This window comes from Niallia tiangongensis (genome assembly GCF_044704065.1).
Lineage (GTDB): Bacteria > Bacillota > Bacilli > Bacillales > Cytobacillaceae > Niallia > Niallia tiangongensis.
This window is the reverse complement of sequence record NZ_CP162613.1, coordinates 3,541,821-3,560,729: the sequence shown is the minus strand read 5'-3', so window position 1 is coordinate 3,560,729 and position 18,909 is coordinate 3,541,821. Positions and strand designations below refer to the sequence as shown.

The 18,909-nt window shown below is 35.4% G+C and carries 13 protein-coding genes; 11 read left to right on the top strand and 2 right to left on the bottom strand.

All coding sequences use genetic code 11. The annotated features are described in order from the left end of the window. The first annotated feature begins 5 nt into the window (after positions 1 to 5). The 3 genes from AB3U99_RS17115 (at position 6) to AB3U99_RS17105 (ending at position 3,676) form a co-directional block, all read left to right on the top strand. Complete coding sequence (locus AB3U99_RS17115; protein ID WP_400242747.1) at positions 6 to 851, top strand: SDR family oxidoreductase; 846 nt, start codon at positions 6 to 8, stop codon at positions 849 to 851. A gap of 158 nt (positions 852 to 1,009) precedes the next feature. Continuing rightward, entirely contained in the window at positions 1,010 to 2,524 is a 1,515-nt protein-coding gene (locus AB3U99_RS17110; protein WP_400242746.1) for a GH39 family glycosyl hydrolase, read from the top strand. A gap of 21 nt (positions 2,525 to 2,545) precedes the next feature. Then, positions 2,546 to 3,676, top strand: coding sequence for a glycosyl hydrolase family 8 (locus tag AB3U99_RS17105; protein WP_400242745.1), 1,131 nt, complete (start codon positions 2,546 to 2,548; stop codon positions 3,674 to 3,676). Between the two features lie 55 nt (positions 3,677 to 3,731). On the opposite strand, the gene AB3U99_RS17100 is transcribed toward AB3U99_RS17105, so the two are convergent. After that, positions 3,732 to 4,913, bottom strand: coding sequence for an ROK family protein (locus AB3U99_RS17100; RefSeq protein ID WP_400242744.1), 1,182 nt, complete (start codon positions 4,911 to 4,913; stop codon positions 3,732 to 3,734). 452 nt (positions 4,914 to 5,365) lie between these two features. On the opposite strand from AB3U99_RS17100, the gene AB3U99_RS17095 reads away from it, so the two are divergent. Continuing rightward, positions 5,366 to 6,349, top strand: a complete 984-nt coding sequence (locus AB3U99_RS17095; RefSeq protein ID WP_400242743.1) for an aldo/keto reductase — start codon at positions 5,366 to 5,368, stop codon at positions 6,347 to 6,349. 75 nt (positions 6,350 to 6,424) lie between these two features. Here the strand turns inward: AB3U99_RS17095 and ytvI are convergent, their stop codons facing one another. Further along, positions 6,425 to 7,549 (bottom strand): sporulation integral membrane protein YtvI, encoded by a 1,125-nt coding sequence (gene ytvI / locus AB3U99_RS17090; protein WP_400242742.1) that lies wholly within the window; start codon positions 7,547 to 7,549, stop codon positions 6,425 to 6,427. 194 nt (positions 7,550 to 7,743) lie between these two features. On the opposite strand from ytvI, the gene AB3U99_RS17085 reads away from it, so the two are divergent. From AB3U99_RS17085 to polA, 7 genes are all read left to right on the top strand, one after another. Then, positions 7,744 to 8,211: a DUF441 domain-containing protein gene (locus AB3U99_RS17085; RefSeq protein WP_400242741.1), complete on the top strand. Its 468-nt coding sequence runs from the start codon at positions 7,744 to 7,746 to the stop codon at positions 8,209 to 8,211. Between the two features lie 485 nt (positions 8,212 to 8,696). After that, positions 8,697 to 9,812 (top strand): citrate synthase, encoded by a 1,116-nt coding sequence (gene citZ, locus AB3U99_RS17080; protein WP_400242740.1) that lies wholly within the window; start codon positions 8,697 to 8,699, stop codon positions 9,810 to 9,812. 206 nt (positions 9,813 to 10,018) lie between these two features. Beyond that, the gene (gene icd / locus AB3U99_RS17075) at positions 10,019 to 11,287 is read left to right on the top strand and encodes an NADP-dependent isocitrate dehydrogenase (protein WP_400242739.1); all 1,269 of its coding nucleotides are present in this window, start codon (positions 10,019 to 10,021) and stop codon (positions 11,285 to 11,287) included. A 189-nt stretch (positions 11,288 to 11,476) separates the two neighbouring features. Then, positions 11,477 to 12,412: a malate dehydrogenase gene (gene mdh, locus AB3U99_RS17070; protein WP_400242738.1), complete on the top strand. Its 936-nt coding sequence runs from the start codon at positions 11,477 to 11,479 to the stop codon at positions 12,410 to 12,412. A 426-nt stretch (positions 12,413 to 12,838) separates the two neighbouring features. Next, the gene (locus AB3U99_RS17065) at positions 12,839 to 13,555 is read left to right on the top strand and encodes a winged helix-turn-helix domain-containing protein (protein ID WP_400242737.1); all 717 of its coding nucleotides are present in this window, start codon (positions 12,839 to 12,841) and stop codon (positions 13,553 to 13,555) included. Continuing rightward, positions 13,556 to 15,310 carry a two-component system histidine kinase PnpS gene (gene pnpS, locus AB3U99_RS17060; protein WP_400242736.1) on the top strand — a complete coding sequence of 585 codons (1,755 nt, stop codon included), beginning with the start codon at positions 13,556 to 13,558 and terminating at the stop codon, positions 15,308 to 15,310. 963 nt (positions 15,311 to 16,273) lie between these two features. After that, positions 16,274 to 18,898 (top strand): DNA polymerase I, encoded by a 2,625-nt coding sequence (gene polA, locus AB3U99_RS17055; protein WP_400242735.1) that lies wholly within the window; start codon positions 16,274 to 16,276, stop codon positions 18,896 to 18,898. The last annotated feature ends 11 nt before the right edge of the window (positions 18,899 to 18,909 follow it).

Below are 18,909 nucleotides of genomic sequence, written 5' to 3'. Positions count from 1 at the left end.
AAAAAATGTTGCCATTAATTGAAAATCTATCAGGGAAAGTTGCGGTTATTACTGGCGGTGGAGGAGTACTTTGTAGTTGTATGGCAAAGGAATTAGCTAGACAGGGAGTAAAAGTAGCTCTACTTAATCGTACGTATGAAAAAGCACAAAAGGTAGCAGAGGAAATAAATATCGCAGGTGGAACAGCCATCGCCATTGCATGTGATGTAGTCGATGTCCAAAGTGTAAAAAAAGCGGAGGAAATTGTGTATGAAACTTTTGGGAGCTGTGATATTTTAATCAATGGGGCAGGAGGAAATCATCCAAAGGGGATTACTTCAGAGGAAGTTCTTCGTATGGAGGATTTAGATAAAGAAGGAATTACGAGTTTCTTCGATTTAACAATTGAGGGATTCTCATTTGTGTTTAATCTAAATATAATCGGGACATTAATTCCGACACAAATATTTTCTAAGCAAATGCTTGGAAAAAGTGGAACTGTCATAAATATCTCCTCTATGAGTGCGCCAAGTCCAATGACAAAAGTACCTGCCTATAGTGCTGCAAAAGCAGGAATTGAAAACTTTACTAAATGGCTGGCTGTTCATATGGCGGAGACTGGAATTAGAGTAAATGCTATTGCTCCCGGCTTCTTTCTTACGAAGCAAAATGAAGCATTGCTAAAAAATTCTGATGGCTCTTATACAAAGCGTACGAAGAAAATATTGGCACATACACCTGTAAGAAGATTAGGAAAACCAGAAGATTTATTGGGCACCTTATTGTGGCTAGTTAATGAAGAAACAAGTGGCTTTGTTACTGGAATCAGTGTTCCAGTTGATGGAGGATTTATGGCTTACTCAGGTGTTTAACAGATAAAGCTCTTGAACAGTATTTCCTGGGGAATTTCGAAATTTACTAAAAGAGTTGAAACTACCCTGTAGAGTAAAAAATAATATTTTAAAAGATGGTATATTACTAGAATTCACTTCTGAAAACGTAATTGAACGGAAGAATAGGAGAGAAGGAAATGAAACCTATTATTGTAGCGGCAAAAGGAAAGGAGCAATTAAAAGAAAATTGGAAGTACTGTATCGGCACGGGACGGCTTGGGTTGGCGCTTCAGAAAGAATATCTTGATCATCTTAAAATAATCCAGGAGAAAATTGGCTTTAAATATATAAGAGGGCATGGGTTGCTTTCTGATGATGTTGGTATTTATCGGGAAATGAAGATAGGGGATGAAGTGAAGGTGTTTTATAATTTTACTTATATTGACCGTATCTTTGATTCTTTTCTTGATTTGAATCTACGCCCATTTATTGAATTTGGTTTTATGCCGGAATTACTGGCTTCTGGTGATCAAACAATCTTTTATTGGAAAGGAAATGTTACACCGCCGAAAGATTATCAAAAATGGAGCGATTTAGTTACAGTGGTTGTGAAGCACTTTATCGAAAGATATGGATTAGAGGAAGTAAAAAAATGGCCATTTGAGGTTTGGAATGAGCCTAACTTAGTGAATTTTTGGAAGGACGCAAATAAGCAAGAATATTTTAAGCTATATAAAGTAACGGCAACAGCAATTAAAGAGGTGAACCAGGATTTACAGGTTGGAGGTCCGGCAATATGTGGGGGAGCAGACGAGTGGATTGTTGATTTCTTGGGATTTTGTCATAAAGATAAAGTGCCAGTTGATTTTGTCAGCCGTCATGCATATACATCGCAAAGTCCTAAGAAAGTTACGCCCGATTACTATTATCAAGACCTGGTGGATAATACGGATATGCTTCACCAATTTGAGGCAGTGCGTGGTCTAATTAAAGAATCAGCCTTTTCTAATTTGCCATTCCATATTACAGAATACAATACTTCGTACAGTCCAATTAATCCGGTTCATGATACACCATTAAATGCCGCTTATCTTGCGCGAATATTGAGTGAGGGAGGAGATTATGTAGACTCTTTTTCCTATTGGACATTTAGTGATGTCTTTGAGGAGGCTGATGTACCGAAAGCTCCATTCCATGGAGGGTTTGGGTTAATGGCCCTTCATGCCATTCCAAAGCCTACCTTTCATTTATTTGCCTTTTTTAATAGGCTTGGAGAGGAAATGCTCTATCGTGATGCCCAAATGATTATCACACGAAAAGAAAATGGAGCCATTGCCCTTGTAGCTTGGAATGAGGTAATGGAAAAAGGGGAAGGTTTTGAAAAAGAAATATTGTTAAAGATACCTGTTAACAATGACCAATACTTTCTTAAGCGGCAGAGTGTAGATGATAACTATGCGAATCCTTGGAAAGTGTGGAAAGAAATGGGGAGACCTCGTTTTCCAGACAAACAGTCAGTTGAAACATTAAGAGAAGCTTCTATACCAAAGCTTACGACGGCAAAAATAAATAAAGAGGAAGATGGCTATTTAAAACTTCTTCTTACACTATCAAAAAATGAAGTGACGCTAATAGAACTAAGTGAAATGAAGGATGAAACAGAAACATATGAAGGAATAGATGATAGTCTGATAACTTCCTATTCGTCTTAAAAGAAAGGAGTGATTGTTTAAGTGAGTGGTGCATGTAATACAGGGAAATACCGGAATGTATTTAAAGAGTTGGGTTATACAGATAGTGCTATTCAGACAAAACTAGAGGATGCATGGACACAAATTTTTTATGGAGATGATGACACTAGAATTTATTTTCCTTCAAGTGATGGTGGTTACTTATTAGATACAGGTAATCTGGATGTTAGAACGGAAGGTATGTCCTATGGAATGATGATTGCTGTCCAGTTAGATAAAAAAGAGGAATTTGATCGAATATGGAATTGGACAAAGAAGCATATGTACATGCATACTGGAGAAAATGCTGGCTACTTTGCTTGGTCCTGCAATCCAGATGGATCAAAGCGAGCGTATGGGCCAGCACCAGATGGAGAAGAGTTTTTTGCTCTTGCCTTATTTTTTGCAGCACATCGATGGGGAGATGGAGAAGAACCTTTCAACTATGGTCAGCAAGCGAGAGATTTATTGCGAACTTGCTTGCATAAAGGGGAAAATGGAGACGGGAACCCAATGTGGAATTTAGACAATAAGTTAATTAAGTTTGTCCCCAATTGTGAATTTACCGATCCGTCCTATCATCTACCTCATTTCTATGAGCTTTTTGCTTGCTGGGCATATCCGGAAGATCGAGGATTTTGGAAGGATGCTGCAAAGGCGAGTCGTGAATATTTGAAACTTTCTTGTCATCCAGAAACAGGGCTCTCCCCTGAATATGCTTATTATGATGGTACACCAAATAATGAAAAGGGCTACGGTCATTTTTATAGTGATTCCTATAGAGTAGCTGGGAATATTGGTCTTGATTATGAATGGTTTAGAGGAAGTGAGTGGGAAAGAAAAACGGCTAATAAAATTCAGAACTTTTTCGCAGAGCTTGATCCTGAAGATTACAGGAGATATACGATTGATGGAGTTCCTTTTTCTGAGAAATCACTTCATCCAATTGGGTTAATTGCAACAAATGCAATGGCTTCTTTAGTAGCAGATGGTCCGAATGCGAAAAAAATGGTTGAATTATTTTGGAATACACCGATCCGAAAAGGGGATAGGCGTTATTATGATAATTGTTTATACTTCTTTAGTTTACTTGCTTTAAGTGGCAATTTCCGAATTTGGAAGCCCACGGAATAAGGACTATCGATTATTCATTGCATGCAAAAGGACTTTGATTAAATCCACTAATGCATTAATCAGGTTGCAGCATAAATCTCAGAAAGTTCTCTGTTGAAAAAGCAGCAGCCCCTAAAGCAGAAGAAGAAAAGTCGATATCAGAAAAATGGATAGCAAGTTCCGATTGATGAAAGGGTAAAGTATGATTACTTATCATTTTTTTCACGCGAGGCTCTATCCATTTTTTTGCTAAGGTTAGGCGATTGCCAATAATGATTTGTTCTGGATTAAAGGTATGAATGATATTAATTATTCCTGCACCTAAATGATCGCCAACTTCATTGAATAGATTGATTGCTAGCTTATTTCCTAGGTTGGCAAGCTCAATCAAGTCATTTAAATGGACTTGATCTTTATCCCCCAGCTTCCATTCGGAGGCTTTTGTTAATAAATATTGCTCCGATGCATATAGCTCCCAACAGCCTTTATTTCCACATCGACATTCCATTTCATCCTTTTGAATCGTCATATGGCCGATTTCTCCAGAATAACCAAGGCTTCCTTTATACAATCCTCCGTCAATAATAATTCCCGCGCCAATTCCAATTCCCGCGCTTACATAGATAAGATTTTGATAAGGCTGTCCTAGCCCGAGCCCGAATCTCTTCTCTCCATATGCTCCTGCGTTTGCTTCGTTTTCAACTAAGACTGGAAGATTAAATAATTCTTCTAAGGGATTCTTAAGGGAAACATTTTTCCATCCAAGATTTGGAGCAAGCAGAATATCGCCTTCCATGTTTATAATGCCAGGTGCTCCAATACCAATTCCGATTACACCATAAGGTGACTCAGGTGCATTGTTCATTAAAGTAGTAATTATATTTTTAATAATCTTTAGTGTATCTTCAAAAGTTAAATTCACATACTTTTCATTGATTCGATAGGAGATTTTTCCTTGTAAATCGGTTAAAATTCCTAATATGTAATTGACGCCTAGGTCAATACCAATCGAAAAACCAGCATGCTGGTTTAATAGTAGCATGACAGGTCGTCTGCCCCCACTTGATTCACCATGACCTGATTCATAAATTAATTGTTCGTCAATTAGCTCGGATACTAAAGAGGAAACGGTACCTTTTGTTAAACCTGTTTGTTGAGCAATTTCAGCCCGGGAAATAGGAGCATTGTTTTTAATTAAATACAAACAGAGTGATTTATTTTCTTTTTTTACTAATTGTTGATTCCAACTAACATGCATAGCTATTTATAATCTCCTTTTTATCCTAATTCTTGCCTATGTATTTTGAGTGTTTTTTGATGGTTTTCTTTTTTTCGATAGTCTCAAGTTTTATTTAGGTCATACTATTCTTTAATTGATTAATTATACTATATTTTGTCTATGAGCCAAACCGAAAGAGAGCATTGATTTGTATTTTTGGGGTAATTTCCAAAGAGATTGGACGATTTTAACTAAATTTGTACACATTTATCTAGAAGGAAGATGTACACAAATTGTAATTGTTTTTCTAAAGTTAGTTTATTTAATATACAAACTTATGGATGGTTGCTATAATTTCTATAAGAGCGCTTATTTGTTAGAAATAGAAGAAGCAAAGATTATTCAATGTACAGCCTATCTCTTCCTTTTTTAATAGATAGGGTTCTATAAAATACCCGTAAGTAGTCGTAGCTAATGGAGGTGCTCAAAAATTGAATTACAGAGATTTAGGAAACACAGGTCTAAAAATCAGTGAAGTAAGTTTTGGTACATGGGCTATTGGTGGTTCATGGGGAAAGGTTGATGACAGTGAAGCATTAAAGTCCCTAGATCAGGCGATTGAAAAAGGGGTAAACTTTTTTGACACAGCTGATGTATATGGTGATGGACATAGCGAAGAACTACTTGCTAAGGCAACGAAGGGAAAAGAGGATCAAATTCATATTGCGACTAAATTTTGTCGTGGAGGAGATATTTTTGCAAAGGAAACCTACTCTTTGGAAAGTGTTCGTACATATTGTGAAAATAGTTTGAAACGACTAAATAGAGAAGCAATTGATTTATATCAAATTCATTGTCCACCAACAGAAATTTTAAAAGATGGTCAGGTATTTGAAGTACTTGATAAATTGCAGCAAGAAGGAAAAATTCGCAATTATGGAGTCAGTGTTGAAACAGTAGAAGAAGGCCATATATGTTTGCGAAATCCTAATGTAAAAGCTCTACAAGTAATATTTAATATTTTCCGTCAAAAACCACTTGAGGTATTGATTCCTGAAGCTGAGAAAAAGGGTGTCGGAATTCTTGTGCGGCTTCCGTTGGCAAGTGGATTACTTACTGGGAAATTCACGAAAGCGCATACTTTTGATGAAGATGATCATCGAAAGTTTAATGAAAATGGAGAAGCTTTTAATGTTGGGGAAACATTTGCAGGTCTTGGCTTTGCAAAAGGTGTAGAATTAGCGGATGAGCTAACTTGGATTGCAAATGGTCGAAAGTCAATGGCTACAGCAGCATTACGATGGATATTGGATCAACAAGGTATCTCTTGTGTAATCCCTGGATTCAAAAATCGTCAACAAATAGTTGAAAACTTAAAGGCATTAGAGGAAAAACCATTTAATGCGGAAGAATTACAGACTTTAAGAACTTACTATGAGGAAAAGGTTAAAAATGCAATTAGAGGTCCTTACTAAATAACTAAAGACAGGTTTATAAAGGAAAGAGCAGTGAATGAGTAGAAATTCACTGCTCTTTTTTTTCATGTTTCTTTATTTTGGTATCTCACTTTCCCCTTTAATAAATCTCCATATGTCCTGAAATACATTGGCTCTATGTAAGGTAGTGATAATTACTAGGGACACAGGACCAACGATCAGGCCAATAAAACCAAAAAGCTTAAAACCAACAAACAATGAAATTAATGTTGCTAATGGATCTAGCCCAATGTTTGATGAAAGTATTTTTGGCTCCATAATTTGTCGCTGGACAAGTACGATGATATAAAGCACCGATAACCCAATTGCGAGCACAAATTGCCCAGTGATAATTTCATAGATAATCCAAGGGACAAATATTAATCCTGTACCTAGATAGGGGATAATATCCACTATTCCAGTTAATAGCGCTATTGTAATAGCGTAATCCACTCGGAGGATTAATAGGCCGATTAAAATAATGACCGTTGTAATCGAAACAAGGGTTAATTGTGCTTTTATAAATCCAAACAATGCTTTCTTTAATTCAAAGAATACAGTTTTTCCACTAGTCAGCCATTTAGAAGGAAAAAATTTTCCGAACTTTAAAGATAATCGAACCCAGTCCTTACTAATAAAAAATGTAGCTAATAAAGAAAATATTAAGACACTTGCTGCATTAGGAAACCAGGAAAGGATAATGGGAATATTGAGAAAAAATGATTGTAAAAAATCTCCCATAACATTCCCAACCTGTTCACCAACTTTATTTATATTTGACATGATGGTATCTTGTTGCCCTGTTCCGAGATTATCAAAGGTTTGCGATATTTTATTATATAATGGGATGATTTGAGCTGCGAATAAATCTTCTATATACCGAATGATGATATCAATATGTTTTGGTACTACCTCTCCTAGATATGCAGCACCTGCGACTATTTCGGCGATTAATAAAGAAACTAAACCAGCAAAAACGGATAAAATGAGCAGAATGCTTAAAATAACGGCTAAAGCTCTTGGAAATTTACACTTGAATTGCAGGAAATTTACGAGTGGATTCATTAAAAAAGCAATAAGAAATCCTATAATAAAAGGATAAGTGACTTTGGATAAATAAAAGATGCTTACAAATAATAGGATGGTAGCAGTAATTACTACCATAAACCGAATCGAACGATAAAGATAAGTAAAATTCAACGTTAATCCTCCCATTTTTAGTATAATAAATATTGGTCCATTTATTTATTGGAATAAGAATTGAAATATATTCCTTTTGTCATTCATATTTTCTATACTTATGCTTTTTTAATCGAAAATCCTGCTTTTTATTATAAATTAATAAGTCAGAAGGAAGATTTCAGCGTTAATGTTTTTCTAAAGGAGAGTTATCCATGATTTTATTTAGTCAACCATATTTATTTTTATATTTGCTTCTGGCAATTGCGTTTGTTGCCAAAAACAACTCTTTACTTATTGCCGTTCTTTTTTTGTTAGTATTGAAGCTGATTGGAATAGATAGTAAAATATTTTCTTTCATTCAATCAAAAGGAATTAATTGGGGAGTAACGATTATTACCATTGCTGTTCTCGTGCCAATTGCAACAGGGGATATTGGCTTTAAGGATCTTTCCGCTACATTTAAATCACCTTATGCTTGGATTGCGCTTATTTCTGGAATAATGGTAGCGTTACTAGCAAAAGGTGGAGTTAACTTATTAGCTGATTCTCCTGAGATTACAACAGCTCTTGTTCTGGGCACCATTTTGTCCGTCTCTGTCTTTAATGGGGTTGCTGTAGGACCGTTAATTGGAGCAGGTATAGCTTATGCTGCAATAAAAGTTGTAGAGTGGTTTACATAATCCACTCTGCAGGCAGACAGGTGATTTGAATTTATGGTATAATTTAATTATAGAAGAATATAGTGTAAGAGAGAATCAGAAAAAATTTTTTTTACTATATCTACAGTTTTTAAGTATAAAATATGAGACATTTTGAAGTTTTTTGTTTATAATGAATGTGTAGTTACAATTATCTCATCTATAAGTACCAAAATAGTTTATTTTTTTATTTGTAAATGTAAGCATTTTCAAATTAAGAATACTCACATTAATTTTTAACAAAAAAACTCCCCCATCTTTTTATAAATAAACCCGGATTACATTTTTAATTGATTTTTTGGTACATATTCAGTTAATCTAACAAAATAGTGAACATTTACTTTAGAGTGTATTCCATTGCTTTGGTTTTACAGATTTTCACAATATTGGTAACTACGGTAGGGACAATATGGGAGTTTGAAAGATTTGTACTAACTAAAAAGAAAAGGTGTAAAGGAGAGATATGTATGGCTGTTACAAAAGGGCTTGAGGGGATTATTGCTACAACATCTTCTATCAGTTCCATTATAGATGATTCACTTGCTTATGTTGGTTATGATATTGATGTGTTAGCAGAGAATTCCAGTTTTGAAGAAGTTGTATATTTATTATGGCATCAAAAGCTACCAAATGATAGCGAATTGGCAAAACTAAAACAAGAATTAGCAGACAATGCTGAATTACCTGCTTCTTTGATTGAACAAATGAAACTAATCCCGTTAGATAAAGTACATCCAATGGCTGTACTTCGCTCAAGTGTATCTTTATTAGGAGCGTATGATGAAAGCGCAGATAACATGGATTCTGAATCAAACTATTTAAAAGCTGTAAGGCTTCAAGCAAAAATTCCAACTATCGTAACTGCTTTTTCAAGATTAAGAAAAGGTCTTGATCCAATTTCACCAAGAAAGGATTTAGGATTTGCCGCTAATTTCCTTTATATGCTGGATGGAAAAGAGCCTGATTCAATTGCTATAGAGGCTTTTAATAAAGCGCTCGTTCTTCATGCAGATCATGAGTTAAATGCCTCTACTTTTACAGCTAGAGTATGTGTTGCGACTTTATCGGATATATACTCAGGGATTACGTCGGCAATAGGGGCGTTAAAAGGACCACTACATGGTGGCGCAAACGAAGCTGTTATGAAGATGCTATCAGAAATCGGAAGTATCGAAAATGTCGAGCCATATATTAGAGAAAAGATGGCGAAAAAAGAAAAGATAATGGGATTTGGACATCGAGTATATCGAAAGGGCGATCCTCGTGCCAAACATTTAAAGGAAATGGCAAGAAAATTAACAAAATTAACAGGGGAACCTCAGTTATATGATATGAGTATTAAAATTGAGAACCTGTTAAAGGAAGAGAAAAATCTAGTGCCAAATGTAGACTTCTTTTCTGCATCTGTCTATCATAGTCTAGGTATTGACCATGATTTATTTACACCAATTTTTGCTGTAAGCAGGGTGTCAGGTTGGCTTGCTCACATTCTGGAGCAGTATGAGAATAATCGTCTAATTCGACCAAGAGCAGATTATGTAGGTCCTGAACGTTTAGAATATGTACCAGTTCATCAACGCTAAAAAGGATATAATTTCCCATAGAGTAAAAGGATGATATATACTTAGTGTTGTAGAGTTTAATTATGAATTGGCGTTTTCTTATTTTTATTCGTCAGAATAGTAAATATAATCAGCTTTTATAAGCTTGTTATAATAAATTTCATTCATTCTTTTTCCAATGGATTGCATTGGAAAAGGAAAACTATTTTTTACGGAGGGATAGAAGCATGCAAGGAGAAAAAATTACAGTAGTAGATGGAGTATTAAATGTACCAGCAAATCCAATTGTTCCTTATATTGAAGGAGATGGAATTGGACCAGATATTTGGGCAGCGTCATCAAGAGTATTAGATGCTGCTGTTGAAAAAGCATACAATGGGGAAAAGAAAATCGTTTGGAAAGAAGTATTGGCTGGGGAAAAAGCATTTAATGAAACTGGGGAATGGTTACCTTCTGAGACATTAGATGTTATTAAAGAATATTTAATTGCGATTAAAGGACCATTAACTACACCAGTTGGCGGAGGTATTCGTTCATTAAACGTTGCTCTACGTCAAGAATTAGATCTTTTTGTTTGTTTACGCCCAGTAAGATGGTTTGAAGGAGTACCATCTCCTGTAAAAAGACCTCAAGATACAGATATGGTTATTTTCCGCGAAAATACAGAAGATATTTATGCTGGAATAGAGTATGAAAAAGGTTCAGAGGCTGTTTCTAAATTAATTAACTTTTTACAACAAGAGATGGGAGTTAATAAAATTAGATTTCCTGAAACATCTGGAATTGGAATTAAACCAGTATCAGAAGAAGGAACAAGCCGTTTAGTAAGAGCTGCCATTAATTATGCGATTAAAGAAGGTCGTAAATCTGTAACTCTAGTACATAAAGGTAATATTATGAAATATACAGAAGGTGCGTTTAAAAACTGGGGTTATGAATTAGCAGAAAAAGAATTTGGAGAAAAAGTATTTACATGGGCTCAATATGATCGCATCAAAGAAGAGCAAGGTTCTGATGCTGCTAATAAAGTACAGGCAGAGGCAGAAGCAGCAGGAAAGATTATTATCAAAGATTCAATTGCTGATATTTTCCTTCAACAAATTCTTACTCGACCAAAAGAGTTTGATGTAGTGGCGACAATGAATCTAAATGGGGATTATATTTCTGATGCTCTAGCGGCACAGGTTGGTGGAATCGGTATTGCACCAGGAGCAAACATAAATTATGAAACGGGCCATGCAATTTTTGAAGCAACACACGGAACAGCTCCAAAATATGCTGGTTTAGATAAAGTAAATCCATCTTCTGTTATTCTTTCAGGTGTTCTAATGCTTGAACATTTAGGATGGACAGAAGCAGCTCAATTAGTCATTCAATCCGTGGAAAATACAATTGCTTCTAAAGTTGTTACCTATGACTTTGCTCGTCTGATGGACGGTGCAACTGAAGTGAAATGCTCGGAATTCGGTGATGAATTAATTAAGAACATGGGTTAATAACAAATAGAAGAAGAGATAGTCTCATCTCTTCTTCCTTTTTGCCTAAAATAGCAGTTTTGCGGCATTGGATTAGAATGGGATAAGCTAGTATGGAATAGTGTTTCTAGATGGAGTAAAAGGGGACTCTGTCTAGTAAATTGCTTATTGGTGGCTCATACATTCTCGGTCTAATAAGGGGGATATTATATGGTTAAGCGCAAGAAGATTTCAATCATTGGTGGTGGATTTACTGGATCCACAACGGCATTTCTACTTGCTCAAAAAGAGCTTGGAGATATTGTTTTATTAGATGTTCCGCGAAATGAAAATTCAACAAAAGGTAAAGCATTAGATATGTTTGAAGCGAGTCCTGTACAAGGATTTGATGTAAATATTATTGGAACTTCTGATTATAAGGATACAGCAGATTCTGATATTGTCGTTATTACAGCTGGTATGGCAAGAAAGCCAGGTATGAGTAGAGATGACCTTGTACAGACAAATCAATCTATTATGAAATCAGTAACGAGGGAAATAGTTCAATATTCACCTAATTGTATCATTATTGTACTTACGAATCCTGTAGATGCAATGACTTATACAGTTTATAAAGAATCAGGTTTTCCGAAAAATAGAGTGATTGGTCAGTCGGGTGTCTTAGATACCGCACGCTTTCGAAGCTTTGTTGCAATGGAGCTAAACCTTTCTGTTAAAGATATTACAGGATTTGTATTAGGAGGACACGGAGATGATATGGTTCCGCTTATACGCTATTCGTATGCAGGTGGTATCCCATTAGAATCGCTCATTCCTAAACATAGATTGGAAGAGATTATCGAAAGAACAAGAAATGGCGGAGCTGAAATCGTAAATCTACTTGGCAATGGAAGCGCTTATTATGCTCCAGCAGCTTCTTTAGTTGATATGTGTGAGGCAATTATTAAAAGTCAAAGACGAATCCTTCCAACCATTGCATATTTAGAAGGAGAGTACGGTTATAACGATCTTTATCTAGGCGTACCAACTATTCTAGGCGGCAATGGAATCGAACAAATTGTCGAACTTGATTTAACAGAAGATGAAAAAACAGCATTAGACAAGTCAGTTCATTCGGTTCGTAATGTATTGACAGTATTGAATTAAAAAATTCGAAAAGTCGGCAACTCTATAAAAAGAGTTAGCCGATTTTTTTATTTCATTTTACTTATATAAAGAGAATATTTTTTTGAAATGTTTTTTAGTTTGTTAAACCGTTTAAAAATAGGTCCTAAAGGAAATTTAGCAGCTTGAATACTACGGGGATTAGCGAGACAGGTGAGCACCACGGACACGCCGAGGAGGTATGAGCATAGACCACTGAAAGCGAAGTGTATTTAAGCAGCTTAGTTAGTGGCATAAATATTTGCCAAAAAAACAGGGAGTGAAAACATATCAATCACCCTAATTAAAAAATCATTTCGCTTTTATAAATAGTAAATAAATGTTTTTTCCATTTTCAGCGAACAATATATTATAATGTAAATAGGTATAAGGGGACTTTAGGGGAATTAACATATTTGGAGGCTGTATATGAAGAAAAAGGTTTTAGTTGTAGATGATGAACAATCTATCGTAACTTTACTAAAGTATAATTTGCAACAGGCGGGGTATGATGTATTGACTGCCATGGATGGAGAAGAAGGATTGAATCTAGCGTTAACTGCTAATCCAGATGTTATCTTACTTGATTTAATGTTGCCAAAAAAAGATGGGATGGATGTTTGTAAAGAACTACGCCAACAGAAAGTGTTAACTCCTATATTAATGTTAACAGCAAAAGATGATGAATTTGATAAAGTATTAGGACTTGAACTTGGTGCAGATGATTATATGACCAAACCTTTTAGTCCGAGAGAGGTTATCGCCCGTATAAAAGCTGTTTTAAGACGAATTCAGATGCAAGTTCCAACATCTTCTGATGAAGTAGACACACATGAGGATGATGGAATTAAAATTGCAGAGTTAAAAGTACTTCCTAATTATTATGAGGCCTATTTTAAAGGGGAATTATTGGAGTTAACTCCTAAAGAATTTGAGCTATTACTTTATCTTGTTAAAAATAAAGGTAGAGTTTTAACAAGAGATCAGCTTTTAAGTGCAGTTTGGAACTATGACTTTGTAGGCGATACAAGAATTGTAGATGTACATATTAGTCATTTACGAGAAAAAATTGAAGAAAATACGAAAAAGCCTATATATATTAAAACAATACGTGGCTTAGGTTATAAATTAGAGGAACCAAAGTAAATGAAGAGCTTTAAATCCCGGTTAATGGCTAGCGTTTTATTTACTATTTTTATCGTGTTTTTATTTGTTGCTATTTTCATTGAATCTTATAATAAGAAAACCTTTATGGATTCTTTTGATAATCGTCTAGAACGAGAAAGTGCATTAATAGCAAATCAAATTATGAATAATGGTGGAATTTTAAAAATTAATGATCATTTAGTAAAGAAATATAGTGAAGCATTAGATATACAGATTACTATTATTAATGAATCCGGCAAGATTTTGTTTAATGAGGGAGAGCTGCAGACAGATAAAGAATATGAAAACCAAATGCAGACTTTACTATTAAATGAAAAAGTAAATGATGTTTCCATTGATGGGAATCCTAACTTTCATTTTTATCAACAGGGGCTTTCTGATGAAGAGGGTGGACAAGGTTATCTGTTAATAGGGGCAAAAGTGGAAGAGATAGAGAATGCATACCAACATATCAATTGGATTATTTTTTCTTCGTTTGTATTTTCATTTTTAGTAATTTATCTAATTGGCTATAAATTAATTTATCGTTATACGAGACCAATTGAGTCGGCTACCAAAGTAGCGGTTGATTTGGCAAATGGCAATTATCATGCTAGAACGTATGAAGATCGAGTAGATGAAACAGGGGTTCTTAGTTCTTCTCTTAATAAAGTAGCCAAAGATATGCAAGAAATGGTTAAAGCACAAGAAATACAAGAAGATCGCCTAGGTACTTTGATTGAGAGCATTAGTAGTGGTCTACTTTTAATTGATAGCAGAGGGTATATAAATTTAATCAATAAATCCTATAAAGATATTTTCTCTGTTCGTTCTGCTGACTATCTCTATAAACAATATTATAAAGTTATTCCTTATAGACAAGTTACAGATCTTGCCGAAGAAATTTTTATGACAGAACATAAAGTAATCCGAGAAATGGCGCTTGAAATTAAAAATGAGAAAAAAAGCTTTCAAGTTTATGGGGTTCCTATTATTGGGACAAACGATAGATGGATGGGGATTTTGCTCGTTTTTAATGATATAACGGAGTTGAAGAAGCTTGAACAAATTCGAAAGGACTTTGTTGCCAATGTGTCACATGAATTAAAAACGCCTATTACTTCTATTAAAGGATTTTCTGAAACACTTCTTGATGGGGCAATGGAAGATAAAGAGACGCTAGAAGAATTTTTGCGAATTATTTTAAAAGAGAGTCATAGACTACAGACGTTAATTCAAGATCTTCTAGACCTATCAAAATTAGAACAACATCACTTCGCTTTAAATAAAGAGGAGTTTAATTTGGTGGAAATTCTAAATAAAGCGACTAAAATGCTAGAAGGTCGAGCGGAGACAAAAAAAATCAAGCTAAAGTTTCCTCAATCGAATGAAATCATACAGATTCAAGGAGATAGAAGTAGGTTAACTCAAGTTTTTCTAAATCTAATCACAAATGCGGTAATTTATACTCCGAACGATGGAGAAATCAAGGTCTATGTTGTGGAGAAGAAAAAGAAAATTGAAGTTAGAATTCAAGATACAGGAATTGGAATCGATCAGGCAGAAATTCCAAGAATCTTTGAGCGTTTTTATCGTGTAGATAAAGCAAGAAGTAGAAATTCTGGCGGAACAGGGCTTGGTTTAGCAATTGTTAAGCATTTAGTAGAATTACATAGAGGAACGATTCAAGTGGAAAGTGAAATGGGAGTAGGAACTACCTTCACTGTTATTTTGCATAAGGAATTTCCATTTTAGGAATGGGGGATACTGATATCGGTGTCCTCTTTTTTGTCCAAATCCAGCAAATTCCCCCGTGGCACCAGCGCCAGATGAACTTCACGATTGTCTCTACGATAAGTCAACATCGATTCACTAGCGTTCCTCGTGTTTCCTTTATCTCGAGAAAATCGCTCCAGTTCACACGACGCTAAACGGTGACTTCCGCTTTTCTATGTCTAGCTCCGGTGCCTATCGGTTAGCAAACTTCCAACTATCTCCCTACGATAAGTCAACATCGACTTACTGTCGTTCCTCGTGTTTCCTTTATCTCAGTCGATAGTTTCCAGTTTGTACACCGATAATCAGGCCCCTCCGCTTTTCTATCTGTCTAGCTCCAGTCACCAGCGCCAGATGAACTTCACGATTGTCTCTACGATAAGTCAACATCGATTCACTAGCGTTCCTCGTGTTTCCTTTATCTCGAGAAAATCGCTCCAGTTCACACGACGCTAAACGGTGACTTCCGCTTTTCTATCTATTTACATTGTTTTTACATTTGGTTTATGGTGGGTTTACACTTTGTTGTTACAATTACTTGTGAAGTCCCCCTTATCCATTTGGTTAAGGACTTAAGCTGAAAGCTACCCCGCTTTTGGCTTCCCCTGTATAATAGTGGTCTTGGTAGGAGATGTTGACTCACTCGTTAGTAGAATCAATGGTATTTCCAATCTAAGTCCGTGTCAATATACCTAAAAATGTTTCTATTAAAGTTGTAAAAATAGCGGAGATAGTTGGTAAAAGGTGTGTGTTCCACGCTTATTTCGTTGATGAATGAAATAAGTAAGCGTAGGAAGAAACCTCTTTTTCCACAATCTCTGCTTTTTTACATTTACGAATATGTCATGTAAAATAAATAATATTGAGTCATGTAACAATCATCGTTTTTTTTTTTACGAGATAACATAACATAACACTATAAATAGGATGGAGGAGGATTTCTTGAAAAAGAAATTAATGTTAATAGACGGTAATAGTATTGCCTATCGCGCTTTTTTCGCTTTACCGCTTTTAAATAACGATAAAGGTGTACATACAAATGCTGTTTACGGTTTCACCATGATGCTAATGAAAATTTTAGAAGAGGAAAAGCCGACACATGCTTTAGTAGCCTTTGATGCAGGGAAAACAACTTTCCGCCATAAAACATTTAGTGAATACAAGGGAGGGCGCCAGAAGACACCACCAGAATTGTCAGAGCAATTTCCTTATATAAGAGAGCTATTGAAATCATATGGTATTCATCATTACGAATTAGAAAACTATGAAGCAGATGATATTATTGGAACCCTCTCTCTTCAAGGAGAAAAGGATGGGTTTGAAGTGGTTGTTATTTCTGGAGACAAAGATTTAACACAATTGAGCTCAGATAAGACAACCGTATATATCACAAGAAAAGGGATAACAGATATGGAGTCCTACACTCCTGAACATATTCAAGAAAAATATGGGCTGACTCCGGATCGAATTATTGATATGAAAGGTTTAATGGGAGATAGTTCAGATAATATTCCTGGTGTTCCTGGTGTAGGAGAAAAAACAGCAATTAAATTATTGAAGGAATTTGACTCATTAGAAAAATTGGTAGAGTCTATTGACCAAGTAAGTGGTAAGAAGCTGAAAGAAAAGCTAGAAGAATTTAAGGATCAAGCTTTGATGAGTAAAGAACTAGCTACTATTTTCCGGGAAGCTCCTTTAACGATAACATTGGAAGATACAGAATTTCCTGGAATGCAAATAGAAAAGCTAAAAGAAATGTTCAAAGAGCTTGGATTTAACTCTTTACTTGAAAAATTAGGAGAAACACCTGAACAAGAGGAACTAGTATTAGAAGATATAAATTTTAAAACAGTTGAAAATATCACAGAAGCTATTTTTTCTGATAGAAATATAATGTATGTCGAAGTATTGGAAGATAACTATCATTATGCACCAATTTTAGGAATCGCTTTGTTAAATGACAAAGGAGCATACTATCTACCGATTAATAAGGCTTTAGAATCGTCTGCTTTTAAAGCTTGGGCAGAAGATGAAAAGAAAGAAAAGATTGTTTATGATGCTAAAAGATCGGAAGTGTCCTTACGACATCAAGGCATCCATTTAAAAGGAATTACGTTTGATGTTCTTATTGCAGCGTATTTAGCAGATCCTTCTGCAACTATTGAAGATGTTGCTTCTGTTGCTAAAAAGTATGGCCACACTAATTTACAATCAGATGAAGCATTCTATGGAAAAGGGGCAAAAAGGAAGGTTCCAGAGCAAGAATTCTTATCTGATCACATAGTGCGAAAAGCATTCGCTATGCAGGCTATACAAGAGAAAATGGAAGATGAATTGAGAAAAAATGACCAAGAAGCACTATTTTATGATCTAGAAATGCCATTAAGCTTAGTGCTTGCTGATATGGAATCAACAGGCGTGAAGGTGGATGTTGATCGCTTGAAAGCAATGGGAGAAGAGCTTTCTGAAAGACTGAATGAAATTGAAGGGCAAATTTATGAGCTTGCAGGTGAAACATTTAATATTAATTCTCCGAAGCAGCTCGGTGTTATTTTATTTGAAAAGCTTGGCTTGCCAGTTGTGAAAAAAACAAAGACAGGCTATTCAACCTCTGCTGATGTTTTGGAACAGCTTGCTAGTTCGCATGAAGTAATTGGAGAAATCCTTAAATATAGACAGCTCGGTAAATTACAGTCAACCTATATAGAAGGCTTGCAAAAAGTGGTCCATAATGGAAGAATTCACACAAGATTTAACCAAGTGTTGACACAAACAGGTCGTTTAAGCTCGATTGACCCTAACCTTCAAAATATCCCAATTCGCTTAGAAGAAGGAAGAAAAATTAGACAAGCATTTGTACCGACAGAAGAGGATTGGGTTATTTTTGCTGCTGACTATAGCCAAATCGAGTTACGTGTTCTTGCCCATATTGCGAATGACGAGAAATTAATTGAAGCATTTAGAGAAGATCATGATATCCATACAGAAACAGCTATGTCCGTTTTTCATGTAGAAGCCGATGCAGTTACTTCCAATATGCGAAGACATGCAAAAGCTGTAAACTTTGGAATTGTATATGGTATTAGTGACTATGGGTTATCGCAAAGCTTGCACATTACGAGAAAAGAAGCAGCCAAGTTTATCGAACGTTATTTAGAAAGCTACCCTGGAGTAAGAAATTATATGGAAGAAATAGTGGCTGATGCAAAACAAAAAGGATATGTCGCAACTTTGCTTCATAGAAGAAGGTATTTAGCTGATATTACAAGCAGAAACTTTAATTTACGAAGCTTTGCAGAGAGAACAGCAATGAATACACCAATCCAAGGCAGTGCAGCTGACATTATAAAAAAAGCGATGATTGAAATGGCGAAACGTTTAGAAGTAGAAGGATTGAAAGCTAAATTGTTATTACAGGTTCACGATGAATTAATATTCGAGGCTCCAAAAGAAGAAATCGAGAAGCTGAAAGAAATAGTTCCTGATGTAATGGAGCATGCAGTTGAATTAAGTGTTCCTTTAAAGGTGGACTACTCTTATGGACCAACTTGGTATGATGCGAAGTAATGCTTATTCCA